Consider the following 25843-nt stretch of genomic DNA (forward strand, 5'->3'; position numbering starts at 1 on the left):
CGTTCACGTATTTCGCGTTTCCAAGAAACGCGCCTGTGCCCGCGATCTTCCGCTACGCGGGCGGCCGCGAGCGCACGGTCAACACGCAAACTCCTGAAGACGGCGTGATCCGCGTCAGCGGCGTGAACCGCCAATGGGTCCTGCGACTTGGCGAAGAGGTGGTCTGCATCGAGGCAATCCCGCCCGGGGAGGCCGCCTCATGAGCGATACCGAGAACACCGAGCTGGAAAAACGCCTCGCCGCCCTTGAGAAAGGCAGTGCCCGCGCCCCCATAGCGGCGCAGCGCCGGTCGCCCCTTCTCGCGCTGGTCGTGGTCCTCGTCATCGGCGCGGGTGGTGCCCTGCTCTATCTTCTCTCCCAGCCCGAGGAAGAGGAAGCCCTGCCGACGGCCACCCCGGACGTGTTTCAAAACGAGGGGGACGGCTTTGGTGCCATCGAGACCTTGCCCCCGCCCGAGCCAGAGGTCGTGTTCGTCGGACCGGATCCAGTCGAGCCCAACGCGGAGCTTCTGGCGCAGATCACCGCCTTGCAGACCCAGATCGAGGAATTGCGCAACGCCCCCGAACCGGTCGTCGAGGAAGACACCGCCGCCGCAGAGGCGATCGACGCGCTGACCGCTCAGATCGCGGCGCTACAAGCCGCCTCGGAAGCCGCACAGCAACGATTTCAGGACGAACTGACGGCGCGGGATCGCAGCCTTGAGCAACTCCGCATGGATCTGGAACTGGCCCAACTCGAGGCCAGCCGACCGCAACCCGCGCCAGTGGGCCCCACGGAAGATGAGCTGCGCGCACGCGAGCAAGAGCGACTGCGCCGCGAGGAAGAAGCCCGGCGCATGGCCGAGCTGGAGCGCCGCGCCGCGGAGGAACGCGCCTTCCAGGAGCGGCGCATCACCTCGCCCACCATCGCTTTTGGCGGTGCCTCCGGAGCGAATGAAACGGCTCTGACCGAACGCACTTTTGGCGAGGTGACGGATTTCGTGCTGAACGGGGCGCTGCCCTCGACGGTGACGCAGGCCGAGGTGATCGCCAATCCCTCCAACACGATTCTACAGGGCACCATGATCCAAGCCGTCATGGAAACTGCCCTTGACAGCTCCCTGCCCGGCCAGACCCGTGCCGTGGTGTCCGAGGATGTCTACAGCGTCGATGGCGTGCGCCTCTTGATCCCCCGCGGATCCCGTCTCGTCGGGCGCTACCGCGCTGGCGTCGATATCGCGCAGCGCCGCGTCACGATCGCCTGGGACCGGATCATCCTGCCCGACAACCAGACCGTCCAGATCAGCTCCTTCGGAGGTGATGAACTGGGCCGTTCCGGTGTCACGGGGTTCGTGGACACGCGCTTTGCCGAGCGTTTCGGGTCGGCCGCCCTGATTTCGCTGATTTCCGCCGCACCAAGTGCCGCCGCATCCGAGGTCCAGGATGAGACTGCCGCCGACGTTCTCGAAGACGTGGGCGATGATCTGGCAGATGCGACGGACAGCGTCATAGGCGATTATCTCTCCATCGGCCCCGTCATCTATGTCGACCAAGGCGCACGCGTCACGGTCATGGTCGACCGCGATCTGGAGATATTCTGAGCCCATGTCGCTGAGCTATCTCGAAACCTCGCTCGACCGGATTAACGCCGCCGCCCGCGACGACGTCATCGAGATCTGCATCAATCCCGACGGGACCTGTTGGGGCGAATTCCAGGGCGATCACTTCATGCGCGCGCTGGACCAGAGGCTGACCGGCGTTCAGGTCAGGGACCTCGGCAACCAGATCGCCTCATCGGCCAATACCACGATGAGCAAGGACCGCCCCATCGTCTCGGTTTCGATCACCTACAAGGGGCGCCCGATCCGCGCACAGGTCATCACCCCGCCCGCCGTGCTCTCGGCCATGTCGATCAGCCTGCGGTTCTTCTCAAGCCTGCCACTCGAGGGCATTGCGCTCGATTTCCTCTACGGAAAAGAGCGCAAGCTCGAAGACCTGCGCGTCGAAAAAAAGCGCGCCTTGCGCGCAGTGGTGGCCGCGGGTTTGATCGATGATGCGCTGGCCTTCTGCGTCGAGAACAAACTCAACATGATCGTCTCGGGTGGCACCTCCACCGGCAAGACCGTCGCCGCGCGCAAGATCCTCTCTCACGTACCGGCCGAGGAACGCATCGTGACCATCGAAGAAGCGGCCGAGCTTCTGCCGACCCAGCCAAATGCCGTTACCCTCATCGCCAATCGCGACGCGGAATTCCAGACCGCCGATGTGCTTCTCACCGCCACGCTGCGCATGCGCCCCGACCGGATCATCCTGGGCGAGGTGCGCGGCAAGGAGGCCATGACCTTCCTCGAGGCCATCAACACCGGCCATGGCGGCTCCATGACCACGCTGCACGCAGAAACCCCGCAACTCGCCGTGCAGCGCCTCGCGATCGCAGCACTCAAGACCGAGATCCCGATGACCTATGCCGACATGATCCAGTACATCGAGAACTCCATCGATGTGATCATCCAGGCCGGTCGCCATGACGGCAAACGCGGCATCACCGAATTCTACCTCCCCGGCGCAACTGAGATTGGAATTTCCCCATGAAGACGTTTGAATACAATATCCTGTCCTTCCCCATGACCCGTAAGACCAGCCTCTCCGACATGCAGGCCAGCCTGAACGAGAAGGGCGCAGACGGGTGGGAGGTGGTGTCGATCAGCACTTCGGAATTCGCCAATGTCGGGCACACGGTCTTCCTGAAGCGCGAAACCGCGCCCCTCGGAGCCGCAGCATGATGCGGGCGCGACGCCGCTTTCCGCTGAGTGCGCTGGCCGTGGCCCTGGGCCTGACGACCACCCCCGCCCTCGCCGAGCGCAACCTTGTGCCGACCCTCGAGCGCAGCTTTGACGTTTGTCCGGACCGGCCCGCCGAGCCGCTCTGGATGCAGGAGATCCCGCTCCGCCAAGTATACCATCGCGTCCTGGTCCAGGACATCTACAGGGCACAGAACCTCGAGCGGGTCGTCGAGACCGGCAACTGCGACTGCGCGACCCGGTTCCCGTCCTGGGACGCGGCCGAGGCCGTGTTTCGGGAGAGCTACGCGAGCGACGAACGGTGGGAAATGCTGCAATCCTCGGACGCCTACAACCGCCGCGCCAATGCCGCCCGCCCTGCCGCCCAGGCAATCTGCGACGCCGCAGGCAATTGGTAAGGCAGCCCCGCGATGAGTGTCGTCACCTACTTCGTTGAAACCTCCCAGGCCTATCTCGACACCGCCGCTGAGACCCAGTTTGGTGCGGTTGCGGCAACGGTCGGCACGCTCCTGGTTTTGGGGACAACGCTGGTGGTGATCCTCGTCGGCATCAACATGATCTATCAATATCGGGCCATGGATGGGCACACGGCTTTCTGGCTCGCGGTCAAGATCGGGCTCATCGGGATATTCGCGACCAATTGGATGCAGTTCAACGCGTTCTCGTCTGCCATTCTCTATGGGATCGACAGTATCGCGGGCGCGCTTGTAGCTTCCGTCGGCGGCGGCAGCCCGGGCCCTTCAGGCACCTTCGCGGAGGAATTCGACCGGCTGATCGCGGAGCTGGGCAACTATTTGAACGCTGCCGGGTCCGAACTGAACTGGATGGCCGGCGCCATGCTCGACATCGTCGGTGTTCTTCTGCTCTCAATCCTCGGCGGACTGGCCGCCTTCATCCTCGTGGCCTCCCGACTGATGATCGCGCTTCTGATCGGGATCGCGCCAGTGATGATCTTCCTGACGCTGTTCGAGGTGACCAAGGATTACTTCGCGCGCTGGTTATCCGCGCTTATCTCCTTCGCGATCTACCCTATCGTGATCGCAGGGGTCTTCGCGACCATCACCGGGGTGGCCTCGGCTCTCATCGGCGAGTTGGGTGATCCGGAAGGGGCTTCCAACATTGGTGCCCTTCTCCCCTTCTTCATGATGGTCCTCATGGCCAAGGGCTTCATCATCGCAACACCCTTCATTGTCCGCGCGATCTCCGGCAACATCATGATGCCTGCCCTCTCCGGAGGCCTCGGTGGCGGATACAGTTTCGCCCGCGCCGCCATGGGAAGCCAGCAGGCCTACAATCGCTACCTCATCGGCGGGGCCAGTGGCGCGGAATACGCAGCCCTCAGGGCGCGGCAGTTCTTCGGGGTGCAGCAGATGCCCGTGCGGCAAGGCATGGGGCAGACGGGTTCTGCAGGCGTCACAGGGTCCGCAGACTCAGGATCAAAAATGCTGGCGCAACTGGCACGGTTGGGGAGGTTAGGGCGGCGGTGACGGCCCAAATGTATGTGTCGGCTGCTGTTCGCAATCGAGAGTTTGGCACGATTTCGGAAATCGCTCATATGTATCCGGCCTGTTGATCGGCTCGCGGGCCGTGGCCTTGATGGGGTTACGCACGCGCCTTGGTCTCATTAGCGGATAGGTCGATGATGACCATTTGGGCCGTCAGACTCTGGGGGCGTATCTTCTCCGTTCCATGCTGTCCTCTCTATCGCGAACTCCTTGGTGACCGTGGAAGGCGTCAGATCGCTTCCATGGCCGCGTCTTTTGGCGCGTCGAACCGGGTGCCGTGTCGCAGAAGGCTCCAGGCGGTTCGAGCGAGTTTGTTGGCAAGCGCGACGGCCGCTTTGTTTCGCGGCATACGGGCGACCGCAGCGGTCAGCCACGGGCCGAAACTGAAGTCCGACCATCGGTGTGGGCGCATCATGATCACTTTTGCCGCCTGCACGAACAACATCCTCAGATAGCGGCTGCCGCGTTTGGTGATCCTGCCGAGAATGGTGCGACCGCCGGTGCTGAACTGTCGCGGCACCAGGCCAACCCATGCCGCGAAATCGCGCCCCCGGTCGAATGCTTCGCCTTTGCCGACGGCCGCGACCATCGCCGTCGAAATCATCGGCCCGATGCCGGGTATTGTCATGATGTTGGCGCAGTTCTCTTCGGTGCGGCTGATCTCTTCGATCTCGCCAGAGACATCCGCGATCCGTTTGTCCAGCCAGAGCCAGTCGCCATAGAACCCGATCAGAATGCCGCTCATCCAGGGCGATATCTCATCCCGTCGCTGTTCGAGGATCGTCTCGAAGGAATTCTTCAGCGCTCGCAGCCCCGACCTGACGGTGATGCCCTGTTCGATCAGGAAGGCCCGGATCTGGTTGATGGTGGCCGTGCGCCGAGAAACCAGCCGTGCCCGGACCCGGTGCAGGGCTTGAAGGTCGAGCTGATCCTGGTCTTTCTCCGAAACGGTCCGAAGGTTGGGTCGCAACGCAGCTTCTGCGATCGCCTCGGCGTCGTTGTAATCGTTCTTCTGGCCCTTGTTGAACGGCTTCACGTAAATCGCCGGTATGATTCGCGGCTCGAACCCCATGCCCCGCAGCGTTCGGCTTACAAAATGGGCGCTGAGGCAAGCCTCCATTCCCACGATGCAGCGTGGGAGTTGCTCAAAAGTGGCATTCAGGGCCAAGCGCTTGATCTGCTTGCGCATGACCAACTGGCCGGACCGGTCGAACCCGACCAGGTGAAACGTATCCTTCCCGATGTCGATCCCGATGACGGCGAGGTCTTCGATGCTTCCTGTTTTCTTTGCACACATAGCTGCTTCTCCTTGTTGCGCGGTTGATCCCGGTTAAGGATAACCCAACGGTGGGGAAGCAGCCGACACATCCCATTAGCCGACTTTCAGAGGGAATGTGGTTGGGAGCGTGGTCGCCGCAGTGGAGCACCGCTCGGAGCGAGCCTAGCACTTGAGCATTTGAAAACTGCGCACTTAGCCCGCCCGCGCCGCAGCGCTAACAGGAATGCCCGCGCCAAACGTGCAGACAGTCGAAATGACCAAGAGACCCGCAGGGTGGGCGGCTGCGGAACATGAAGCACGCATTGCTCTCACGCCTATGAAATAACTGACGTCTTGCGCTACATGTAGTATTTGCGCATTGTCAGTTCACAACAGATCAACCTGCGCAGGTACTCTTTGTCGGGCGCTCCGGCCTGCCATACGATCCTGGAGGGGCAAAGGAAGTTGAAGTTCACTGCAAGGCTCCGTAATATTCAGGCTGCGGCATCGCGGATCATGTTCCGCGCGATGACCATCTGCTGGATCTGGGTGGTTCCCTCGTAAATCCGGAACAACCGGACATCGCGGTAGAAGCGTTCGACGGCATAGTCGGCCATGTAGCCCGCCCCGCCGTGAATCTGCACTGCGCGATCCGCGACACGACCGACCATCTCGCTGGCATACATCTTGCAGCAGGCGGCATCAGTGGAGACATTGACACCGGCATCCTTGCGGCGCGCGGTTTCCTCGATCATGCAGCGTGCCGCAAAAGCCTCGGCGCGGCTGTCGGCCAGCATCGCCTGCACAAGTTGCTTTCCGGCGATGGGTTCCCCGAATTGCTTGCGCTCCATTGCATAGGCAAGGCTGTCGCGGATCAGCCGTTCCGCCGCCCCGACACAGACCGCCGAGATGTGCAGCCGACCACGATCCAACACCTTCATCGCGGTCTTGAAACCCTGGTTCTCGCGGCCGGATCCGCCGATGATGTTGTCAGCAGGAACGCGGACGTCTTGCAGGATGACATCGCTGGTGTGCGAGCCCTTCTGTCCCATTTTCCTGTCATGCGGCCCGACCGACAGCCCCGGCGTCCCGGCCTCGACCAGAAAGGCGGACACTCCCGAGGCATTTGTCGTTGCTGGATCAGTGCGTGCGAAAACCGTGAAGACATGGGCGTGCGGAGCATTGGTGATGAAACGCTTCGTGCCATTGAGGACGAAATGGTCCCCATCGCGGCGAGCCGAGGTGCGCACCGAGCCTGCGTCAGAGCCTGCGTCAGGTTCCGTCAGCGCGAACGAGGCGATCATCTCACCGCTTGCAAGCTTCGGCAGGTAGGTCGCCTTCTGCTCCGGCGTGCCGTCGATGATGATCCCCTGCGAGCCGATGCCGTTGTTTGTGCCGACGAGCGAGCGGAATACAGGCGACGTCTGCCCCAGCACGAAGGCTGCTGCAACCTCTTCAGCCATCGTCAGGCCCAGACCGCCGAACTCCTCGGGGATCGACATGCCGAAAAGTCCCATATCTCGGATTTCGGCGATCAGCGCGGGTGGAATGGCATCCTCTTCCGCCACCCGCTCCTCGTTCGGGATCAGGCGCTCCTTCACGAAGCGGTCCAGTGTGTCCAGAAATTGTGCAAGCGTTTCGGGGTCTAGTGACATGATGTTCGAAGTCCTGAATTCAGTGGGCCACCGCCGACACGCGGCGGACGAGTTCGGTAAGACGGGGCGCGATATCGCTTTCAATCCAGTCGCGCGTCAGGGTCTGGGACGGCCCGCCACAGTTGAAGGCCATGACCGGCGAGCCATCCCGCGGCGCAAGCGCCACGGCGACGGAATTGACATCCGGCTTCCATTCAGTGAGCGACATGCAATAGCCACGCTCCTGATAGCATTCGATCGCAGCCTCGATCCCGCGCCTGACTTCCGGCCAGGCGGCCCCTTCGTGCTGCACAAACTGTTCGAACAACGCGGCACGCTGTTCGGGAGGGATGACAGCAAGATAGGCGCGCCCTGCAGCGGTGGTTGCCATCTTGATATGGGCACCGACCTCGATGGCAAGTGTCACCGCATTCTCTCCTCGGCAACGCTCCAGATAAACCATGGTCAGGCGATCCGGGCTTGCCAGAGCGACAGGCATCCCGGTGTGGTCGGCAAGTTCCTGCATATAGGGCTTTGCGATCTGGCGCAGTGGTATGCCAGCAAGGCACGAAAACCCCAGCGAAAGCACCGGCGGCGCAAGTTGATAGCGCGCAGTGTCGGGATTCCAGCTCAGATAGTCGAGCTTGTGGAGGGTATAGGTCAGGCGCGAGACAGTCGACTTGCTCAACCCGGTGCGCATGGCGAAGTCGCCGTTGCCAAGTGCCTCACCCTCGCGCCGAAAGGCACGAAGAATTTCGAGACCCCGCGCAAGAGCGACCACGAAATCGCGGTCCTGCCCATCGCTTTCTGCGTGCTCCTTGCGTGGTCGCACGTTCGCCCCTCCTCGGCAGACCGCCCCTATATGAATCTAGGGTAGCAGGCGCTAAAGTCTCTGTCAATATCGCGGAATACTTTTCCGCTCTGCGGAATATATCACCTCACCGCCGACTGCTGAACAATAATCCGCTTGTCGGAATAAACACCTCTCCGCTCATGTGATGCGAACGTAACACCGGGTGCGCGACCGCACCGGCGCGGAACGCAGTAACCGCTTGATCGAGGTCACGCCGAGTCATGCGTCTCTTCCGCTCTTATGGGCACTTTCGGCACGCTTCGTGTCCGCGAGGAACGAATTGCTTCTTGCAGGAAGGCCCGGCCTGGCGGCGTTCCAGCCCATGCCGCGCGGACGCGCGCCTCGACCGGGCAGCAAGAATACACAATGAACCGAGCAAGATTATCCAATACAGGCCACTGCAGCGGTTCTAGGCTCAAAGAATTGGAGGGCGATCCGCGACCGGCCTGTGCCGATTGGGATCTCGGTCGAGATGACGCGGACCTGCAAGACAAACCTGTCTCTGGGAGGAGAAATATGCCGATCAGCAAGGAAGCCGATACACTGCGTGCGCTCTATCAGAGTTGGACCGACCAGATGGTCGCGAATCCGAATCTCTCGATCCTGAATCTGCGCAGCATGTTCGATGAATGGGGCCAGCCCGCGCTGGAGCCCGAGAACGTCACCTACAAGAGCGACCATGTCGGCGGCGTCGAGGCGATCTGGGCGCTGCCTGCGGGCGCCGACACCAAGCGCGTGATTCTCTATACCCATGGCGGCGGTTTCTGCGTGGGGTCGGCCGACAGCCACCGCAAGATGGTGGGGCATCTGGCCAAGGCTCTGGGCGTGACGGCCTGCAACCTGCATTATCGCCGTGCGCCGGAACACCCCTTCCCCGCCCAGATCGAAGACGCCGTGGCCGCCTACAAGGCGCTGCTGGCCAAGGGTTTTGATGCAAAGAACATCCTGACGGCGGGCGACAGTGCCGGTGGCAACCTTGCCGTTGCCTCGGTTCTCAAATTCCGCGAGCTTGGCCTGCCGCTGCCGGGTGCCGTCATCGCCTATTCGCCCTGGCTCGACATGGCACTGCGCGGCAAGACGCTGGAAACCAATGCCGGGACGGACGCTCTTGTCAGCCGTGCCATCCTGGAAGGGATGTCGGGAATGTTCCTGGGCGGTGCGACCGACCCGCTGAACCCGCTGGCCAACCCGCTGGAAAACGACTTCACCGGCTTCCCGCCGCTCTACATCACCTGCGGAAGCGCCGAGACGCTGCAGAGCGACTCGGAAGCGCTGCACGCCAAGGCCAAGGCCGCGGGCGTGAAGACGACGCTTTCGGTGGTTCCCGGCATGCAGCACGTCTTTCCGTCGCTGGCGGGCCGTGCGCCCGAGGCCGATCAGGAAATTGCCCGCATCGCCACCTGGTATCGCGCGCTGTGATTGCGCCACCCGATGTCGCATTGCGGCGCTGGGCGGCCTGACGCGTCAAGACAATCAATCCGGCGCCAGGCCCGTATCGCACGGGGCTTCGGAGCCATGATATGGGAAGAGAAACATGACCGAGACTCTTGAAACCACCAAGACCAAAGGGGCCGATTTCGATGCTGTCGTCGTCGGCGCGGGCTTCGGCGGCCTCTACTCCGTTTACAAACTTCGCAATGAGCAGGGCCTGAACGTCAAGGCCTATGACAGCGCCGGCGATGTCGGCGGCACCTGGTTCTGGAACCGCTATCCGGGCGCCTTGTCGGACACGGAAAGCTTCGTCTACCGCTATTCCTTCAGCGGCGAATTGCTGCAGAAAGGCCGCTGGAAGACCCGCTACCTGACCCAGCCCGAGATCCTCGCCTACATGAACGAGGTTGCGGATACCTACGATCTGCGCCGCAGCTACGAGTTCAACACCCGCGTCACCGCAGCCCGTTTCGACGAGGAAACCGGGCTCTGGCATGTGACCACCGACAAGGGACAGACCGTCACGGCGAAATACCTCATCACCGGTCTTGGCCTGCTGTCGGCGACGAACCTGCCCAAGTTCAAGGGCATCGACAGCTTCAAGGGACAGATCCTGCACACCGGCGCCTGGCCGGAGGGGATCGACCTGAAGGGCAAGCGCGTGGGCATCATCGGCACCGGCTCGACCGGGACTCAGGTGATCACCGCCACCGCCCCCATCGCGAAACACCTGACGGTGTTCCAGCGTTCGCCGCAATATGTCGTGCCGATCGGCAACACGCCGCAGGACGAGGCGACGATCGCCGCGCAGAAGGCCAGCTATGACGACATCTGGAAACAGGTGAAATCGTCGGCCGTGGCGTTCGGCTTCGAGGAAAGCACCATCCCTGCGGAAACAGCCACGCCCGAGGAACGCGAGCGCGTGTTCGAGGCGGCATGGCAGCGCGGCGGCGGCTTCTACTTCATGTTCGGCACCTTCTGCGACATCGCGACCAGCCAGATCGCCAATGACGCGGCGGCCGACTTCATCAAGAAGAAGATCGGGCAGATCGTGAAGGATCCCGAGACCGCGAGGAAGCTGACGCCGACCGACCTCTACGCCAAGCGGCCCTTGTGCGGGAACGACTACTACGGGGTCTACAACCGCCCCAACGTCACTCTGGCCGATGTGAAAGCCGATCCGATCGCGGAGTTCACCCCGACCGGCATCCGTCTGGCAAGCGGCGCCGAGCATGAGCTGGACGTGGTGATCTTCGCCACCGGCTTTGACGCGGTGGACGGCAACTACACGAGGATGGACCTGCGCGGCCGCGGCGGCGTCACCATGCGCGACAAGTGGAAGGACGGCCCCTTGGGCTATCTGGGCATGATGGAGACGGATTTCCCGAATCTCTTCATGATACTTGGCCCGAACGGCCCCTTCACAAACCTGCCGCCCAGCATCGAGACGCAGGTCGAATGGTTTTCGGACACCATCAAGATGATGGAGGCCAAGGGTCTGAAGAGCATCGAGCCGACCGAGGCTGCCCGCGACGAATGGGTCGCCCTGTGCCGCACGATTGCCGACATGACCCTGTTCCCGAAAGCTGACAGCTGGATCTTCGGTGCCAACATTCCTGGCAAGAAGAATGCCGTCATGTTCTACTTGGCGGGCCTCGGCAATTACCGCGCTGCGATCGACGCGGTTAAGGATGGTGGCTATGAGACCATGATCTTCGACCGCGAGAAGGCCTCAACCTGACGCGCTGGCCGGGGGGGAGATAGTGCCCTCCCGGCCACAGATTACTTCGACGAAAGCCGAAAAATTAAGGGAGAGAGTCTATGGGACGTGTATCTGGAAAAGTCGCCCTCGTGACGGGCGCTGCGATGGGGATGGGCAAGACCCACTCCGAACTTCTGGCGCGCGAGGGTGCGCATGTCTTTGTCACCGACCGCGACGTAGCGGCAGGCGAAGCGGTGGCCAAGGGCATCGTGGCGGCCGGGGGCAAAGCAGACTTCATCAAGCATGACGTGGCCAGCGAGGACGACTGGAACAACGCCATCGCGACGGTTCGGCAAAAGGCCGGGCGGCTGGACATTCTGGTGAACAACGCGGGTATCCTGATTCTGAAGCCGCTGCACGAAACCTCGCCCGAGGAATTCGACCGGACGATGAACATCAACGTGAAGGGTGTCTATCTGGGCATCCGCGCTGCGGTGCCGCTGATGAAGGAATCGGGCAAGGCCTCGATCATCAACATCTCGTCGATCTATGGCATCGTCGGGGCGGCCATGGCCGGGGCCTATATCACCTCCAAGGGCGCGGTGCGGCTGATGACCAAATCCTGCGCGGTCGATCTGATCCAGTTCGGCATCCGGGTGAACTCGGTCCATCCCGGTGTCATCGACACGCCAATGACCAAGGATCTGCTGCACGGCGATGCCGCGACCCGCAAGGCGATCATGGGGGCGACACTCTTCGACCGGCCCTGCCAGCCGGGCGAGGTATCGAACGCCGTTCTGTTCCTTGCCTCGGATGAGGCCTCGTTCGTGCACGGTGCGGAACTGGTGGTCGATGGTGGCTACACGGCCAACTGACCGTTCCGGGTCCACCGCGAAGGCGCAATCCTGAGAACCTGAGAACTGCCGGCAGCTTGCCTGTCGGCAGTCAACAATCGGGACAGTCGGAAAGCGCATTCCGCCTCGGAGAGTTGTGGCGCTACGGGCCACGTTGAGAGAATGGAAATCAATAGGGAGGAAATGATGATGTCGAAGCCAGGAAAGAATGTTCGGTATTCCGCAATCGTAGCGGCCGGGCTTGCTGCCCAGTGTCTAATGACGGGGACCGCCGCGTATGGGTGGGACGCGCAGCCGCGTGACTTCGTGCCCGCACCCGCGGGAACGCAGCTTGGATTGGCATATTATCTTGGCAGCACCTCAGACACTTTGGTTGACGGCAATGGCGACGAAGTGGCGGGGTCGAGCCTCGACACGAACGTGGGCCTTCTTCGCTATGTCTACTATTTCGACCTCGGGGGAATGCGTGCCGACGTGAACGTGCTGCAACCCTTCGGGGGGCTGGACAACATGAGCATCGGCGGAACCGCCGTTGGCACCAAGGACCTCTCCTTCGGGGACACGACTCTTGTCGGTACGATCTGGCCGCTGAACGATCCCGAAAACGGACGCTATTTCGCCATCGCCACCTATCTCACCATGCCGACCGGCGACTATTCTACCACTGAGCTTGGGTTGGGCTCCAACCGATGGTCCGTCGCCATTCAGCCAGGCTTCGTGTTCAATATTGCCCCCAAATGGTCGGTGGATCTTGTGGGCGACGTCACGGTCTACGGTGACAACGAGGATGGCCTTGGTGGAGCGAATGTCGAGAAGGATCCGAGCTATACCGCGCTCGGCTGGATCAACTACAATGCGAGCGACAGGACGACGCTTTCGCTTGGGGCCACGACAAGTTGGGGGGGTGCCGAAACGGTGGGAAGCATCAAGGGCGCGGACGTGGAATCCACCACCGTTCGGGTGGCCTGGTCCCAGATGCTCGACCCGACAACGCAGTTCCTGATGGAAGTCGGGCACGATGTGGACGCGCAGAATACGTTCGAGCGCGACGCAACGCTGACCCTCCGGCTCGCGAAGTTCTTCTGAACGGTGCGGGAGCGGTGGGTCGAAATATTCCTGGGAAAGGCGGAAAGCGTCGATCGTCCGGAAACGAGCGGTGCTTTCCGCCCCATTCCAGCAACTGCAAATCCAAAAGCTACATCATTGATGAGCTGTAAGGGAGGAAAACATCATGCATTGCCAATGTGTTCATGAATTCGGTCAACCCCTGCGTCCAGACGACAGGCCGGACATGACCCCTCGCGGAACGGAGGTCATCTTGTCCGTGACCGCCGCCGGCGTCTGTCACACCGACCTGCATATCCGCGAGGGGGGGTATGATCTTGGCCACGGCCGCAAGCTGGAATTCTCCAAGCGCGGGATCGCGTTGCCGCTGGTGATGGGGCATGAAACGGTCGGGGAAGTGGTCGCCGCTGGCCCGGATGTCGGCACGCTCGACAGGGGAAAGAAATATGTGGTCTATCCCTGGATCGGCTGTGGCACCTGCGCGATCTGTGCCTCGGGCCAGGAGCAATTGTGCATGAAACCGCAGTTTCTCGGCATGCATGTCGATGGCGGTTATGCCACGCAGATCCGGGTGCCGCATCCGAAATATCTTCATGAGATCGGAGATATCCCACCCGAAAACGCCGCACCGCTGGCCTGTTCGGGGCTTACGGCTTACGCCGCGCTCAAGAAGGTCGAGGGCACACTGAAGGACCATGCGCTTCTGGTGATCGGCGCTGGCGGCCTTGGGCTGATGTGCGCGCAACTGTTGCAGGCGCTGGGTGCCAAGGCGCCCGTCTTCGTCGACATCGACCCTGTCAAGCGGGCGTCCGCCCTTGCCGCGGGGGCCTGTGCGGCGGTCGATCCGCGCGCCGCGGATGCCGTGGCGCAGATTCATGCCGCCGCCGGCGAGGCGCCCCTTGCGGCGATCGACTTCGTCGGCGCCGAGGCGACGGCCGGGCTTGGCTTCGACGCTCTGGGCAAGGGCGGAACGTATGTCATCGTCGGGCTGTTCGGCGGGGCTGCCCCTTGGGCGCTTCCCCTGATCGCCGTGCGCGCGCTCACGATTCGCGGCAGCTATACGGGCTCCCCCGGAGAGTTCGCGGAACTGATGCAGCTTGCCCGCAATGGCGCGATCAAGCCGATTCCCACCACCTGTTACAAGCTCGACGAGGCTGAGGACGTGCTGAACAGCCTCGCCGGTGGCAAGATCGTCGGCAGGGCAATTCTGGCCGGTGTGTAAATGACTTGACTGAAGGCACCACGAAGGCGGGCGCCCGGGGGACCAACATGGAAACGACCTATCCTGATACTCAACTCCTGATCGACGGACGGTGGCGCGATGGCGCGCTGGGGCAGCGAACAGCCGTTTATGATCCGGCAACCGCAGAGGTGATTGGCCATTATGCGATGGCCGAACCTGCCGATCTGGAGGAGGCGGTGCAGGCCGCGGGCAGCGCCTTCGCGGCCTGGCGGGATGCCGGCGCCTATGCGCGCGGCAGCATCCTGCGTCAGGCGGCCGTGCTGCTGCGCGAGCGCGCCGATACCCTCGCGCCGTGCATGACGATGGAAATGGGCAAGCCCCTTGCCGAGGCGCGCGCCGAGGTGATGTCGTCCGCCGATCTGCTCGACTGGTTCGCCGGCGAAGGCCAGCGCGCCTATGGGCAGGTGATTCCGGCGCGTTCGCCGAACGTGACCCAGATGGTGCTCAAGCAGCCGGTGGGTCCGGTCGTGGCCTTCACGCCATGGAATTTCCCGATGTCGCAACTGGTGCGCAAACTTGGTGCCGCGCTGGCCGTCGGCTGCACCGTTGTCGCCAAGCCGCCCGAAGACACGCCGGCTTCGCCTGCGGCACTTGCACAAGCGCTTCTGGACGCCGGGCTTCCGCCGGGCGTTCTCAACATCGTTTACGGCGAACCGGCTGACATCGCGAACTATCTCATTCCACATCCGGTGATCCGCAAGGTGTCCTTCACCGGCTCGGTGCCTGTGGGCAAACAGCTTGCGGCCCTGGCCGGCAAACACATGAAGCGCATCACGATGGAACTGGGCGGCCACAATCCGGTCATCGTCTGCGAGGACGCGAATGTCGAGGCGGCGGTCGCGGCCGTTGCGGGTTTCAAGCTCCGCAATGCGGGGCAGGTCTGCATCTCGCCCACGCGCGTGCTGGTCCAGCGGGGCATCTACGACCGCTTCGCCGCGGCGCTGGCCGAGCATGTGAAAAAGGTGCGGACCGGATCGGGGCTCGAACCGGCCACGGCAATGGGCCCGCTGGTCAGCGAGCGCCGGGTCAAGGCCGTCGCCGGCCTTATCCAGGAGGCAGTGAGCGAGGGGGCGCAGGTGCTGGTCGAGGGCGATGCGGCACCGCGGGCCGGGTTCTTTCAAGCCCCGACCGTTCTCACCGATGTCAGTCTTTCATCGCGCATCCAGAACGAGGAACCCTTCGGGCCGGTCGCGATGCTGTCGCCCTTCGATACGATCGACGAGGCGATCGCTGAAGCGAACCGCCTTCCCTATGGCCTTGCAGCTTATGCGTTCACCTCGTCGATCCGCAATTCGCAAAGGTTTCAGACCGAGCTTGAAGTTGGCATGCTGGCAATCAACCACACCCTTCTGGGATTGCCGGAACTCCCGCTTGGTGGGGTCAAGGACTCCGGTTACGGGTCTGAGGGCGGCTCGGAAGCCATCAACTCATATCTGATTTCAAAGCTGGTGACGCAGGCCGCCGTCTAGGATGACCGCCCGTTGGCGCCGTCCGGCAACCTCCCGGCTGCCGGTCTGGCGCTCCTCGGTCGGGTGTCACCCTGCGCTGTCGCCATGAAAGCCGGCGGCGCGGCGGTTTTCGGGGGCCGCAGCTTCGGCAAGGATGGCGCGCGCCCGCTGGCGGACGGGTTCGTCCACCATGGTGCCGCCAAGTTGGACCGCGCCATCGCCGCTGGCCAGAACGCGTCTGGCCCAGTCGATCTGTTCGGCCGTAGGGGCAAAGGCGGCCAGCACGTGTTCGATCTGGCGGGGATGGATGCACAGCTTGCCGCCCATCCCCAGATCACGCGCGCGCCCCGCGTCGCGCGCCGTTTCGGTCGCGTCGTCCAGCAAGGTGGTCACCCCGTCGAGCGGCCCCGGCAGATCGCCAAGACGCGAGGCGAGCACCAGTTCGGAGCGTGCAGGCAGCAGCACCTCGGGGGTATGCGCGCAGCGAAGATCGGCGCAGAAGTCGACCGAACCGAAGGCAAGACGGATGACGCCCGGCACAACGGCAATCGCCCGGCATTGCGCAAGGCCGCGGGCGGTTTCGACAAGGGCGACCAAGGGTATGTCGGCCAACGCGGCCACGATGCGCCTGAGATCGTCGGGTGCCTCGGCCTTGGGAACCATGACGGCCGAGGGGCGAAGCGCCGCCGCCGCCGCAAGGTCGTCTGCATGCCAGGCTGTCCCGGCGGCATTGATGCGCAGGATCACCGGCAGGGTGGTGAAATCACGGCGCAGCATAGCGCGGGCGGCGGCCTTGGCGGTGGGGGCCACGGCATCCTCCAGATCGAGGATCACCGCATCCGCCCCCGAGGCCGCCGCTTTGCCGAAGCGTTCGGGCCGGTCGGCGGGCACGAACAGCGGGGCGCGGACAGTCGCCATACGGTCGGGGGCGATACGGTCAGGGGTCACCATTCCGCCCGCGCCTCCATCGCCACCGGCCCGCCCTCGGCCGCGGTCCAGAGCCGCAATCCGTCCCCCTCGTCCTGCGCATTCAGGGTGAAGCCGGCGGTGTCGAAGAGGGGGGAAAGGCCGCGAAAGCCGATCTGCGCGGGGCGCTTTCCGCGCAGCGCTTCGGCGAATTGCAGCAGGAGCGTGGCCTGCAGCGGCCCGTGCACGACCAGCCCCGGATAGCCCTCCTCCGCCCGGGCATAGGGGGCGTCGTAATGGATCCGGTGGCCGTTGAAGGTCAGCGCCGAGTAGCGGAACAGCAGCGTCGGGCTTGCGTCGATCGCCCGGCGATACCGGCCCTCTGGCGCGGCCTCGGCAGCGGGAGGCGCAGCAGAGGGGGGCGCAGCGGGACCGGCTGCGCGATAGATGATGTCCTGGCGTTCGGTAACGGCAAGCGCACCGTCGCTGTCGATGCGATGCTCGACCGTGACGAGGCACAGGGGGCCGCTGCGGCCTTGCTTGGCGGTCACATCGCGGACCACCGAGCGGCGGGTGACCATGTGACCGATCCGGATGTCTTCGTGAAAGCGGAAATGGCTGCCCGCCCACATGCGGCGCGGCAGGGGCACGGGCGGCAGGAAACCGCCCCGGGCCGGGTGGCCGTCGGGGCCGAGCGTCGAGGTCGGCGCGATGTCGGGGGCGAGGCAGAGGTGGATCAGGTCCGGGGCCGGTTCGCCTTCCGTCGCGGTTTCTGTGCGGTCGAAGGTGGCGTTGAACCGCGCGGCGATTGCGGTGGTCAGCCGCTCGGCCCGCGTCTCCTCGCGGCCGATCCATTGGCGCAGATGGACAAGGTCGAGCGCGATCATGTCATCATGCCTCGGCAAGGGGCTGAAGCGGCGGGACGGGGCCATAGCTGCGGTCCTCGCCCGAAAAGATGGGCGCGGGCGCAGGAATCTGCACCGGGCCGTTCGGCGTGGCGACGGTCACCCGGCGCAGATGCGGGTGGTGCGACAGCTTTTCCATGTCATTGACCGAGGCCAGCGCGATACCCGCAGCCAGAAGAGCCTCGATCGCGTCAGCCCCGTCGCGGCTGGCAAAAGCCCTGGCGACCGCGGCATCGGTCTCCGCGCGGTTGGCGACGCGGGCGACATTGGTGGCAAAGCGCGGGTCGGTGCCAAGCGCCGGATCCCCCAGAAATGCTTGGGCGAGGGCCCGCCATTCGCGGTCGCTCTGCACCGCGATCAGGATCGGCGCACCGTCGCGGGCGGTGAAGACGCCATAGGGGGCGATCGAGGGATGCGCCATGCCGATGCGCCGGGGGCTCTTTCCGCCTTCGTGATTCAGCAGCGGCACGGTCAACCAGTCGGCCATGACATCGAACATCGAGACCGAGATCGCAGCCCCTTTCCCGGTGACGCCGCGGCCGATCAGCGCTTCGAGGATGGCCGAATAGGCGGTCGCACCTGTCGCGATATCGACCAGCGATATGCCCACCCGCGCCGGTTCGGAAGGCCCGCCGGTGATCGAGCAGAGCCCCGACTCGGCCTGGATCAACAGGTCATAGGCCTTGCGGTCGGCCATTGGCCCGTCATTGCCATAGCCGGAAATCGAGCAGGTGATGAGCCGGGGAAAGTCCCGCGCCAGCCGCTCGGCCGGAAAGCCCAGCCGCGCCAGCGCGCCGCGCCTCAGGTTCTGGACCAGCACATCGGCGCCGCCGATCAGTCGCGCCAGCTCGGCCTTGCCCCGGTCCGAGCCGAGGTCCAGCGTCACCGAGGTCTTGCCGCGGTTCAGCCAGACGAAATAGCTCGACTGGCCCCTGGCCACATCGTCATAGCCGCGGGCGAAATCGCCCTCGGGCCGTTCGATCTTGATCACCTCTGCCCCGGCATCGGCCAGACGCGCCGTGGCAAAGGGCGCGGCCACGGCCTGTTCGATGGCGACGACCTTCACTCCCTGAAGCGGCAGGCCCATCAGAACGACCTCGGCATGCCGAGGATATGCTCGGCGACATAGCTGAGGATCAGGTTGGTCGAGATCGGGGCGACCTGATAGAGCCGGGTCTCGCGGAACTTGCGTTCCACATCATATTCGCAGGCAAAGCCGAAGCCGCCGTGGAACTGGATGCAGGCATTCGCGGCCTCCCAGCTGGCCTTTGCGGCCAGATACTTGGCCATGTTCGCCTGTGCCCCGCACTCAAGCCCCGCGTCATAGCGCCGGCAGGCCTCCCACCGCATCAGGTTCGCGGCCTCGACCTCGATGAAGGCCTCGGCGATCGGGAATTGCACGCCCTGGTTCTTGCCGATCGGCCGGCCGAAGACCTCGCGCTCCGAGACATATTTCGCGACCCGTTCGGTGAACCAGTAACCGTCGCCGATGCATTCGGCCGCGATCAGCGTCCGCTCGGCGTTCAGCCCGGTCAGGATGTACTTGAACCCCTTGCCCTCTTCGCCGATCAGGTTCTCGACCGGGATCTCCAGATTGTCGAAGAACAATTCGTTGGTCTCGTGGTTGACCATGTTCGGGATCGGGCGCACCGCCATGCCCGCGCCCATCGCCGCCTTGATGTCGACAAGGAAGATCGACAGGCCCTCGGATTTCTTCGCCACCTCGGCCAGCGGGGTGGTGCGGGCCAGCAAGATCATCAGATCCGAATGCTGCACCCGGCTGATCCAGACCTTTTGGCCATTGATCACATAACGGTCGCCCTTGCGGACGGCGGTGGTCTTGATCTTCGTGGTGTCGGTGCCCGTCGTCGGTTCGGTCACCCCCATCGACTGCAACCGCAATTCGCCAGCGGCGATCTTCGGCAGATAGAGGCGGCGCTGTTCCTCGGACCCATGCCGGACCAGGGTGTTCATGTTGTACATCTGGCCATGGCAGGCACCGGAATTGCCGCCCGAGCGGTTGATTTCCTCCATGATGACTGAGGCTCCTGCAAGCCCCAGCCCCGAACCGCCGTATTCCTCAGGGATCATGGCCGCCATCCACCCCGCCCGGGTCAGCGCCTCCACAAACTCTTCGGGATAGCCGCGCTCCTCGTCAATCCGGCGGTGATACGCATCGGGAAACTGCACGCAGAGTGCGCGCACCGCATCGCGGATGTCCTGGAATGACCCTTCGCTGGTCTCGATCACCTGTCTGCTCCTCTTTGTGGATGCCATGCAGTTAGCGGATGGGCGACACATCGCACAAATATATAATTGCGACTACAGCCATACCGAAATATGATGGATTGAACAAGAAGGAGGGCCGTCGGTGGATCTGCGACAGCTGCGCTACTTTCAGGCGATTGCCGAGACGGGGTCGATCTCGGCGGCGGCGCAGCGGCTGAACGTCGCCCAGCCCGCGTTGTCGCTGCATCTGCGCAACATGGAGGAGCATCTGGGCACCAAACTTCTGCTGCGCGGCGCGCGCGGGGTGAAGCTGACCGAAGCGGGAGAGATGCTGCTGGCACGGGCAAGGCGTCTTCTGATCGACATGTCGCGGCTGGAAGACGACATCCGCAACCTTGGGCGCGAGCCGCAAGGCGACGTGCGGCTGGGCTTGCCCGGCACGATCGGCGGAATCCTGTCACCGGATCTGGTGCTGGCGGCCAAGGCGCAGCTTCCCGGCGTAAGGCTGACCATCTCCGAGGCGATGAGCGGCTTCGTGCTGGATTGGCTGCGCGAGGGCCGCGTTGACCTGGCCGTGCTTTATCTGCCAGCCACCGATGCGCGTTTCCGATCAGAGCTCCTTCTGCAGGAAGAGTTGGTTCTGCTGGTCCCGCCCGGTCACGACATCTCGGCCGAGATCGAGGCCTCGGCGCTTTTGGACCTGCCGCTGATCCTGCCCGGACCGGCGCATGGGCTGCGCCAGCTTCTGGAAGGCTGGGCCCGCGCCAGAGGGATCAGGCTGGCCGTGAATATCGAACTGGATTCCTATCAGAACATCAAGGAGTTGGTCGAACGCGGGAAAGGCGTCTCGATCCTTCCTTTGCATGCGGTCGCGCGCGAAGCTGCGGCTGGCACATTGAAAGTCGTCCGCTGGCACGCCGCAGACTGCCTGCGCGAGGTGTATCTGGTGGGACCGCTGGCCGAAGCCTCAAGCCATGCTTGCGCGGCGGTAATGTCGCTACTGCGCGAGTTGATGCGCAAACAGGTGCAGGGCGAGCGCTGGACCGGAACGCGCTGGCTTGGCGCTTCGGTGTTTGATTCGACGGTTTGATAGTGTGATATTTTCTGTGGGTCCGAAAGGGACTGACGCGCCCCGGAGTTTGCCGGAGCCTGATGTCGGTTGGTTGCGCGGCCAAGGGTTCAGTTTCCAGAGCTGCGTAGAAGTTGGCCTCGGCCTGGCATGGATGATGTGACCGCCCCCTAACGGCACGGACGTATCGTTCATGCCGGACTACACCATTTTCTCATAGACGAAAGCCATTCTTTATGCGAAAATCAGTCTGATGGTTGATCCTGCGTTGCAATGGGAGGTTGCGATGCCGTGGGCTGCAGATCTTGGAACCGTGCAGGTTGCCCGGCCCCCCGCGCCAACCCTCCCGGAAGCGATGGAACTGCACGTGGAGGCATCTCCGGCTTCTGGCCGGCATGACTAGCAAATGGGGTATGCGCACGAGGCAGATGTGGTTCTGCCGTGCCAGCATCCTCATCCGAGGAGGGGAATGATGGACGATACAGCAAAAGCAACCGCCGGGCCGCAGGCGATTTACGAGAGGTTCCTGGCCGAGGGACGTTTCATGATCCAGCGCAGCCGCGAAACGGGCGAATACGTCTTCTATCCGAAGGTGATGGCACCTTCTGGCGCGGTCGATCTCGGCTGGGTCGAAGCCTCCGGCGGCGGCACGGTCTATGCCATCACGGTCAATCGCAAGCGCGAAGGCTCCTACAACGTGGCGCTCATCGACCTTGACGAGGGGCCGCGGATGATGGCCACGGTTGTCGGCGCCCTGACGCTGCCCATCGGTTCCCGCGTCAGGGCGCGGATCGAGGCGGGGGCAAATCCGCGCGTCGTCTTCGATCCGGAGGAGAAGTGACATGAGCCATTCCATTCGCGGGAAAACAGCGATCGTCGGCATGGGTGTGGCGGGCGTGGGTGAGGCGCCCGGCTACTCGGCCATTGAACTTCTGGGGCTTTCCGTCCATGCGGCGCTGGCGGATGCCGGCCTCAAACTCGGCGATATCGACGCGGTTTTCGCGGCGACCAGCAGCCACGCCTTTGCCTCGATGAGTGTCACCGAATATCTTGGCCTGAAGCCGAAATACTTCGACAGCACCAATGTCGGCGGCTCCAGCTTCGAGATGCATCTCTTGCAGGCATCTCTCGCGCTGGAGGCGGGACTCTGCGACGTGGCGCTGATCTGCTACGGTTCCAACCAGCGCACGGCAGGCGGCCGCCTCGTCTCCATGTCCGAACCGCAATGGCACGAGACGCCCTACGCGCCACGCCATCCGATCACGGCCTATGCGCTTGCCACCAGCCGGCACATGCACCAGTTCGGGACCACGCGGGACATGCTGGCCGATGTCGCGGTTTCCGCGCGCCAGTGGGCGAACCTCAACCCCGATGCCTTTGCGCGTGGCCCCTTGACCCGCGACGACGTATTGTCGAAGCGCATGGTCAGCGATCCCCTGACTGCCGGCGACTGCTGTCTGGTGACCGATGGCGCCGCCGCCTGCATTCTCGTCCGGGCGGACAGGGCCAGGGACTTCCCCCAAAAGCCCGTCTATTTCCTCGGCGCGGCCGGCGCGAACTGGCATCGGTCCATTCAGGCCATGCCCGACCTTACCGTGACCGCCGCCAGTGAAAGCGGGCCGCGCGCCTTCGAAATGGCGGGTCTGACCCGCGGCGAGGTCGATCTCGTCATGCTCTATGACGCCTTCACGATCAACACCATCCTCTTCCTGGAGGATCTCGGCTTTTGCCCGAAGGGCGAAGGCGGCCGCTTCGTTCAGGACGGGCGCATCGCACCGGGGGGGGAACTGGCGGTCAACACCAACGGCGGCGGCCTGTCCTGCGTGCATCCGGGAATGTATGGCATGTTCCTGATTGCCGAAGGCGTGGCCCAGATCAGGGGGGAAGCCGGCGAGCGCCAGTTGAAGACGGCGGATGTCGCACTCCTGCATGGCAATGGTGGCACACTGTCAAGCCAGGTTACGGCCTTTCTCGGTTCGGAGGCCGTGCTGTGACCATGACCGCAAAGCCCCGCACCCATGATTTCGCATCCCTTGGCGCGCTGCTGGCGCCGCGGTCCGTCGCGATCATCGGCGCATCCGCGGATCCTGCGCGTATCGGCGGACGCCCGATAGCGGCCATGCTGAGCGGCGGTTACAAGGGGCGCATCCTGCCGGTCAATCCCGGCCGTGACGAGGTCCAGGGGCTGCCCTGCTATGCCTCGGTCGCCGATCTGCCCGAGACGCCAGAGGCCGGCATCATCGCGGTCGCGGCGAAGCAGACGCCCGAGATCGTCAGGGCGCTTGGCGAAAAGGGGTGCCGCTCGGTCACGCTGTTTTCCGCGGGCTTTGCCGAAACGGGTGCGGAAGGCGAGAAAATCCAGGCCGAAGTGCTGGCCATTGCACGTGGCTACGGCATGCGCGTGCTCGGTCCCAACACGCTGGGGGTCTACAATGTCGCCGTGGGGTATTACGGCACCTTCTCCTCGTTTCTGGAAATGGCATTCCCCCTGCCGGGCAATGTCGGCATCGCCAGCCAGTCGGGCGCTTACGGAACGCATCTTGCGGCCGTGGCGCGGATGCGCGGCCTTGGGACCTCGGTTCTGGTTACCACCGGCAACGAGGCGGATGTGACGGTCGCCGACGCCATCGGCTGGATGGCCGGCAGCGATGCGGTGGACGTGATCTGCGCCTATCAGGAGGGTTTTCGTGACGCGGACCGCATGATCGCCGCCCTTGATGCGGCGCGTGCAGCCGGCAAGCCGGTCTTCATGCTGAAATCCGGACGCAGCTCCATCGGTGCTTCGGCGGCCGCCTCGCATACGGCCTCGCTCACCGGGGACGATGCTGTGGCCGAGGCGGTTCTTGCCGAGCATGGCGTCATCCGGGTGCGCGATACCGAACAGATGCTTGATTTCGCCTACGCGGCGCGGCAGCGGATTTATCCCGTCCACAACAGTCTCGGCGTAATCACCATCAGCGGCGGCGCGGGGATTGTCGCCAGCGATGAGGCGGAACTGTTGGGCTTGCCGATGCCGGCCATGCCGGCCGAGGCGCAGGTCCGCTTGAAACAGCTTCTGCCCTATGGCGCTCCGGCCAATCCGCTTGACTGCACGGCCCAGGCGCTGAACGACATGTCGTTGTTCGAGGAGTTCACCCGCGCGGCGATCAGGGATGGCGGATACCAGTCGATCCTGTGTTTCATGACCTATGTGGCTGGAAGCGCGACGCTCGCGCCGAAGCTGCGCGAAACCTTGCACAAGATCCGGACCGAGTTTCCCGAGCGGCTGCTGGCGCTGTGCATCATCGCGGATGATGCCGTCACGCGCGCCTACGAGGAGGCTGGTTTCCTTGTATTTTCCGATCCAAGCCGGGCCGTGCGGGCCATTGCGGCGATGGGACGGGTGGGCGAAATGATGGCGCGAAAGCCGAAGGGTCTGCCGGATCTGCCGGATGTTCACCTGCCAGCCGTCAGCCCCGACGAATACGCGGCAAAGGTGCTTCTTGCGAAAGCAGGCATCGCGGCTGCCCCCGAACGGATCGTACACTCGGCGGAAAGCGCCGCCGCCGCCGGGACCGAACTCGGTTTCCCTGTCGTGATGAAGATTGTCTCTCCCGACATCGTTCACAAGTCCGATATCGGCGGTGTCAGGCTGAACCTGGCCGATGCCGAGTCCGCCCGCGTTGCCTATCAAGAAATTCTCGACACCGTCGGCAGGGCTGCTCCCGCGGCGCGCATTGCCGGTATCCTGGTGGCCCGACAACTTTCGGGGGGCGTCGAATGCCTGATGGGCATTAGCCGCGACCCCGTCTTCGGCCCTGTCGCCGTCTTCGGTCTGGGCGGGATCTTTGTCGAGATTCTCAACGACGTGGCGATCCGCCCCTGCCCCTTCGACGAGGCGTCGGCGCGGGAGATGATCCTGTCGATCAAGGCTGCGGCAATCCTGACTGGGGCACGCGGCCGCGCGCCCGTTGATATAGATGGGCTTGCCTCCATGTTGTCACGGCTTTCCGCATTTGCCACCGCTGCGGGCCCTCGCCTGCGCGCGATTGATCTCAATCCGGTGCTCGCGCTGCCCGACGGGGCCTTCGCGCTCGACGCGGTGATCGAGTGCGATGAGGAGGATTTGCCATGATCGACTACGAAAAGATCAGGGCCTACCACATTCCCGAGGTCCGCCAGAGCTACGGTCCGCGCGAGTGCGCATTCTATGCGTTATCTATCGGCGTCGGACAGGACCCGATGGACCGGGGTGATCTGGGGTTCGTCGGCGCAGGCGCGCTGACCCCCTTTCCGACCCTGCCCCTAGTGCTCGGGCATCCTGGGTTCTGGCTTGCCAACCCCGATACCGGGGTCGATGCGCTGCGCCTCGTCCATGGTGAGCAAGGCATTACGCTGCATGCCCCGTTGCCGCCTGAAGGTGTGGTGATCGGCAAGACCCGCGTGACCGGCATCATCGACAAGGGCGCCGGGCGCGGCGCGCTGCTCTATACCGAAAAGGAATTGCGCGACGCGGAGGATGGCAGGCTCTACGCGACGACCCGTTCCACCACCTTCCTGCGCGGGGACGGAGGCTTCGGGGGGCCGACCGGTCCGGTGAAGCAGACCCATGTGCTGCCCGAAACCGAGCCCGCATATGTCCGCAAGATGCAGACGCGGCCCGAACAGGCGCTCTGGTATCGCTGGAATGGCGACAACAATCCCTTGCACCTTGATCCTGATGTTGCCGCCAGGGCGGGATTCGAGCGGCCCATCCTGCACGGGCTGTGCACCCTGGGCATCGCCGCGCATGCTCTGGTGAAGACGCTTTGCGCAGGCGATCCGACGCGGCTCAAGGGGCTTGATGTTCGTTTCAGTTCGACGGTCCTGCCGGGAGAGACCCTGCTTACGGAAATCTGGCCGGACGGCTCATTCCGCATGCGCGTGACAGAGCGCGATGTGGTGGTGCTCGCAAACGGTCTCGCCCAATTCGAATGAGGAGGA

At 63.7% G+C, this 25843-nt stretch carries 24 protein-coding genes; 17 read left to right on the forward strand and 7 right to left on the reverse strand.

All coding sequences use genetic code 11. From position 1 onward, the window contains the following. The 6 genes from ACSR1C_RS18260 to ACSR1C_RS18285 all read left to right on the forward strand — a co-directional run. On the forward strand, nucleotides 1-203 hold a 203-nt coding region (locus ACSR1C_RS18260; RefSeq protein ID WP_460260547.1), incomplete at its 5' end, for a TrbG/VirB9 family P-type conjugative transfer protein. Beyond that, nucleotides 200-1579: a TraB/TrbI/VirB10 family type IV secretion system protein gene (locus ACSR1C_RS18265; RefSeq protein ID WP_054540680.1), complete on the forward strand. Its 1380-nt coding sequence runs from the start codon at nucleotides 200-202 to the stop codon at nucleotides 1577-1579. The genes ACSR1C_RS18260 and ACSR1C_RS18265, both read left to right, overlap by 4 nt. A 4-nt stretch (nucleotides 1580-1583) precedes the next feature. Further along, nucleotides 1584-2570: an ATPase, T2SS/T4P/T4SS family gene (locus tag ACSR1C_RS18270; protein WP_460260548.1), complete on the forward strand. Its 987-nt coding sequence runs from the start codon at nucleotides 1584-1586 to the stop codon at nucleotides 2568-2570. Next, nucleotides 2567-2761 carry a DUF4177 domain-containing protein gene (locus ACSR1C_RS18275; protein ID WP_054540678.1) on the forward strand — a complete coding sequence of 65 codons (195 nt, stop codon included), beginning with the start codon at nucleotides 2567-2569 and terminating at the stop codon, nucleotides 2759-2761. Before ACSR1C_RS18270 ends, ACSR1C_RS18275 begins: the two co-directional genes overlap by 4 nt. Next, nucleotides 2758-3177 (forward strand): hypothetical protein, encoded by a 420-nt coding sequence (locus ACSR1C_RS18280; protein ID WP_054540677.1) that lies wholly within the window; start codon nucleotides 2758-2760, stop codon nucleotides 3175-3177. The genes ACSR1C_RS18275 and ACSR1C_RS18280 overlap by 4 nt, the downstream gene beginning before the upstream one ends. 12 nt (nucleotides 3178-3189) lie before the next feature. After that, nucleotides 3190-4266, forward strand: a complete 1077-nt coding sequence (locus ACSR1C_RS18285) for a TrbL/VirB6 family protein (protein ID WP_054540676.1) — start codon at nucleotides 3190-3192, stop codon at nucleotides 4264-4266. A gap of 247 nt (nucleotides 4267-4513) precedes the next feature. Here ACSR1C_RS18285 and ACSR1C_RS18290 read toward each other — a convergent pair whose 3' ends face one another. The 3 genes from ACSR1C_RS18290 to ACSR1C_RS18300 all read right to left on the reverse strand — a co-directional run bounded on the left by ACSR1C_RS18290 (nucleotide 4514) and on the right by ACSR1C_RS18300 (nucleotide 8008). Further along, complete coding sequence (locus ACSR1C_RS18290) at nucleotides 4514-5581, reverse strand: IS110 family RNA-guided transposase (protein ID WP_054540675.1); 1068 nt, start codon at nucleotides 5579-5581, stop codon at nucleotides 4514-4516. A 455-nt stretch (nucleotides 5582-6036) separates the two neighbouring features. Continuing rightward, complete coding sequence (locus ACSR1C_RS18295) at nucleotides 6037-7197, reverse strand: acyl-CoA dehydrogenase family protein (RefSeq protein ID WP_054540674.1); 1161 nt, start codon at nucleotides 7195-7197, stop codon at nucleotides 6037-6039. A gap of 19 nt (nucleotides 7198-7216) precedes the next feature. Next, nucleotides 7217-8008: an IclR family transcriptional regulator gene (locus ACSR1C_RS18300; RefSeq protein ID WP_054540673.1), complete on the reverse strand. Its 792-nt coding sequence runs from the start codon at nucleotides 8006-8008 to the stop codon at nucleotides 7217-7219. Nucleotides 8009-8545: 537 nt separating this feature from the next. Here ACSR1C_RS18300 and ACSR1C_RS18305 point away from each other — a divergent pair. The 6 genes from ACSR1C_RS18305 to ACSR1C_RS18330 all read left to right on the forward strand — a co-directional run bounded on the left by ACSR1C_RS18305 (nucleotide 8546) and on the right by ACSR1C_RS18330 (nucleotide 15793). Next, the gene (locus tag ACSR1C_RS18305; RefSeq protein WP_054540672.1) at nucleotides 8546-9448 is read left to right on the forward strand and encodes an alpha/beta hydrolase; all 903 of its coding nucleotides are present in this window, start codon (nucleotides 8546-8548) and stop codon (nucleotides 9446-9448) included. 115 nt (nucleotides 9449-9563) lie between these two features. Further along, entirely contained in the window at nucleotides 9564-11201 is a 1638-nt protein-coding gene (locus ACSR1C_RS18310; protein ID WP_054540671.1) for a flavin-containing monooxygenase, read from the forward strand. A gap of 80 nt (nucleotides 11202-11281) precedes the next feature. Next, nucleotides 11282-12037, forward strand: coding sequence for a glucose 1-dehydrogenase (locus ACSR1C_RS18315; protein ID WP_054540670.1), 756 nt, complete (start codon nucleotides 11282-11284; stop codon nucleotides 12035-12037). Nucleotides 12038-12202: 165 nt separating this feature from the next. Next, complete coding sequence (locus ACSR1C_RS18320) at nucleotides 12203-13102, forward strand: transporter (protein ID WP_462596930.1); 900 nt, start codon at nucleotides 12203-12205, stop codon at nucleotides 13100-13102. Between the two features lie 232 nt (nucleotides 13103-13334). Beyond that, nucleotides 13335-14303: an alcohol dehydrogenase gene (locus ACSR1C_RS18325; protein ID WP_235974527.1), complete on the forward strand. Its 969-nt coding sequence runs from the start codon at nucleotides 13335-13337 to the stop codon at nucleotides 14301-14303. A gap of 47 nt (nucleotides 14304-14350) precedes the next feature. Further along, on the forward strand, nucleotides 14351-15793 hold the full coding sequence (locus ACSR1C_RS18330) for an NAD-dependent succinate-semialdehyde dehydrogenase (protein ID WP_054540667.1): 1443 nt from the start codon (nucleotides 14351-14353) through the stop codon (nucleotides 15791-15793). A 66-nt stretch (nucleotides 15794-15859) separates the two neighbouring features. On the opposite strand, the gene ACSR1C_RS18335 is transcribed toward ACSR1C_RS18330, so the two are convergent. Genes ACSR1C_RS18335 through ACSR1C_RS18350 form a run of 4 tightly spaced genes read right to left on the reverse strand, consistent with a single transcriptional unit; the run spans nucleotide 15860 to nucleotide 19833 of the window. After that, a complete protein-coding gene (locus ACSR1C_RS18335; RefSeq protein WP_082386786.1) occupies nucleotides 15860-16723 on the reverse strand; it encodes an HpcH/HpaI aldolase/citrate lyase family protein in 864 nt (287 codons plus the stop codon). Next, on the reverse strand, nucleotides 16717-17610 hold the full coding sequence (locus ACSR1C_RS18340; protein ID WP_460260550.1) for an HTD2 family dehydratase: 894 nt from the start codon (nucleotides 17608-17610) through the stop codon (nucleotides 16717-16719). Before ACSR1C_RS18340 ends, ACSR1C_RS18335 begins: the two co-directional genes overlap by 7 nt. Then, nucleotides 17570-18670: a CaiB/BaiF CoA transferase family protein gene (locus tag ACSR1C_RS18345; protein WP_054540665.1), complete on the reverse strand. Its 1101-nt coding sequence runs from the start codon at nucleotides 18668-18670 to the stop codon at nucleotides 17570-17572. The genes ACSR1C_RS18340 and ACSR1C_RS18345 overlap by 41 nt, the downstream gene beginning before the upstream one ends. Beyond that, the gene (locus ACSR1C_RS18350; protein ID WP_407926659.1) at nucleotides 18670-19833 is read right to left on the reverse strand and encodes an acyl-CoA dehydrogenase family protein; all 1164 of its coding nucleotides are present in this window, start codon (nucleotides 19831-19833) and stop codon (nucleotides 18670-18672) included. The genes ACSR1C_RS18345 and ACSR1C_RS18350 overlap by 1 nt, the downstream gene beginning before the upstream one ends. Before the next feature lie 121 nt (nucleotides 19834-19954). Between ACSR1C_RS18350 and ACSR1C_RS18355 the strand changes: the two genes are divergently transcribed. The 5 genes from ACSR1C_RS18355 to ACSR1C_RS18375 all read left to right on the forward strand — a co-directional run bounded on the left by ACSR1C_RS18355 (nucleotide 19955) and on the right by ACSR1C_RS18375 (nucleotide 25837). Continuing rightward, nucleotides 19955-20902 (forward strand): LysR family transcriptional regulator, encoded by a 948-nt coding sequence (locus ACSR1C_RS18355; RefSeq protein WP_054540663.1) that lies wholly within the window; start codon nucleotides 19955-19957, stop codon nucleotides 20900-20902. 451 nt (nucleotides 20903-21353) lie between these two features. Continuing rightward, nucleotides 21354-21722 carry a Zn-ribbon domain-containing OB-fold protein gene (locus tag ACSR1C_RS18360; RefSeq protein ID WP_054540662.1) on the forward strand — a complete coding sequence of 123 codons (369 nt, stop codon included), beginning with the start codon at nucleotides 21354-21356 and terminating at the stop codon, nucleotides 21720-21722. Between the two features lies 1 nt (nucleotide 21723). Then, nucleotides 21724-22875: a thiolase gene (locus tag ACSR1C_RS18365; protein ID WP_054540661.1), complete on the forward strand. Its 1152-nt coding sequence runs from the start codon at nucleotides 21724-21726 to the stop codon at nucleotides 22873-22875. A 2-nt stretch (nucleotides 22876-22877) separates the two neighbouring features. Beyond that, the gene (locus ACSR1C_RS18370; RefSeq protein ID WP_054540660.1) at nucleotides 22878-24995 is read left to right on the forward strand and encodes an acetate--CoA ligase family protein; all 2118 of its coding nucleotides are present in this window, start codon (nucleotides 22878-22880) and stop codon (nucleotides 24993-24995) included. Continuing rightward, on the forward strand, nucleotides 24992-25837 hold the full coding sequence (locus tag ACSR1C_RS18375; protein ID WP_054540659.1) for a MaoC/PaaZ C-terminal domain-containing protein: 846 nt from the start codon (nucleotides 24992-24994) through the stop codon (nucleotides 25835-25837). The genes ACSR1C_RS18370 and ACSR1C_RS18375 overlap by 4 nt, the downstream gene beginning before the upstream one ends. The last annotated feature ends 6 nt before the right edge of the window (nucleotides 25838-25843 follow it).

Source organism: Actibacterium sp. D185-2 (genome assembly GCF_054954595.1).

Bases quoted from the DNA above. Each gene is read 5' to 3' on its own strand.
- ACSR1C_RS18265 (WP_054540680.1), top strand. From the start codon at position 200: ATGAGCGATACCGAGAACACCGAGCTGGAAAAACGCCTCGCCGCCCTT.
- ACSR1C_RS18270 (WP_460260548.1), top strand. From the start codon at position 1,584: ATGTCGCTGAGCTATCTCGAAACCTCGCTCGACCGGATTAACGCCGCC.
- ACSR1C_RS18275 (WP_054540678.1), top strand. From the start codon at position 2,567: ATGAAGACGTTTGAATACAATATCCTGTCCTTCCCCATGACCCGTAAG.
- ACSR1C_RS18280 (WP_054540677.1), top strand. From the start codon at position 2,758: ATGATGCGGGCGCGACGCCGCTTTCCGCTGAGTGCGCTGGCCGTGGCC.
- ACSR1C_RS18285 (WP_054540676.1), top strand. From the start codon at position 3,190: ATGAGTGTCGTCACCTACTTCGTTGAAACCTCCCAGGCCTATCTCGAC.
- ACSR1C_RS18290 (WP_054540675.1), bottom strand. From the start codon at position 5,581: ATGTGTGCAAAGAAAACAGGAAGCATCGAAGACCTCGCCGTCATCGGG.
- ACSR1C_RS18295 (WP_054540674.1), bottom strand. From the start codon at position 7,197: ATGTCACTAGACCCCGAAACGCTTGCACAATTTCTGGACACACTGGAC.
- ACSR1C_RS18305 (WP_054540672.1), top strand. From the start codon at position 8,546: ATGCCGATCAGCAAGGAAGCCGATACACTGCGTGCGCTCTATCAGAGT.
- ACSR1C_RS18310 (WP_054540671.1), top strand. From the start codon at position 9,564: ATGACCGAGACTCTTGAAACCACCAAGACCAAAGGGGCCGATTTCGAT.
- ACSR1C_RS18315 (WP_054540670.1), top strand. From the start codon at position 11,282: ATGGGACGTGTATCTGGAAAAGTCGCCCTCGTGACGGGCGCTGCGATG.
- ACSR1C_RS18320 (WP_462596930.1), top strand. From the start codon at position 12,203: ATGATGTCGAAGCCAGGAAAGAATGTTCGGTATTCCGCAATCGTAGCG.
- ACSR1C_RS18330 (WP_054540667.1), top strand. From the start codon at position 14,351: ATGGAAACGACCTATCCTGATACTCAACTCCTGATCGACGGACGGTGG.
- ACSR1C_RS18335 (WP_082386786.1), bottom strand. From the start codon at position 16,723: ATGGTGACCCCTGACCGTATCGCCCCCGACCGTATGGCGACTGTCCGC.
- ACSR1C_RS18340 (WP_460260550.1), bottom strand. From the start codon at position 17,610: ATGGCCCCGTCCCGCCGCTTCAGCCCCTTGCCGAGGCATGATGACATG.
- ACSR1C_RS18345 (WP_054540665.1), bottom strand. From the start codon at position 18,670: ATGGGCCTGCCGCTTCAGGGAGTGAAGGTCGTCGCCATCGAACAGGCC.
- ACSR1C_RS18360 (WP_054540662.1), top strand. From the start codon at position 21,354: ATGGACGATACAGCAAAAGCAACCGCCGGGCCGCAGGCGATTTACGAG.
- ACSR1C_RS18365 (WP_054540661.1), top strand. From the start codon at position 21,724: ATGAGCCATTCCATTCGCGGGAAAACAGCGATCGTCGGCATGGGTGTG.
- ACSR1C_RS18370 (WP_054540660.1), top strand. From the start codon at position 22,878: ATGACCGCAAAGCCCCGCACCCATGATTTCGCATCCCTTGGCGCGCTG.
- ACSR1C_RS18375 (WP_054540659.1), top strand. From the start codon at position 24,992: ATGATCGACTACGAAAAGATCAGGGCCTACCACATTCCCGAGGTCCGC.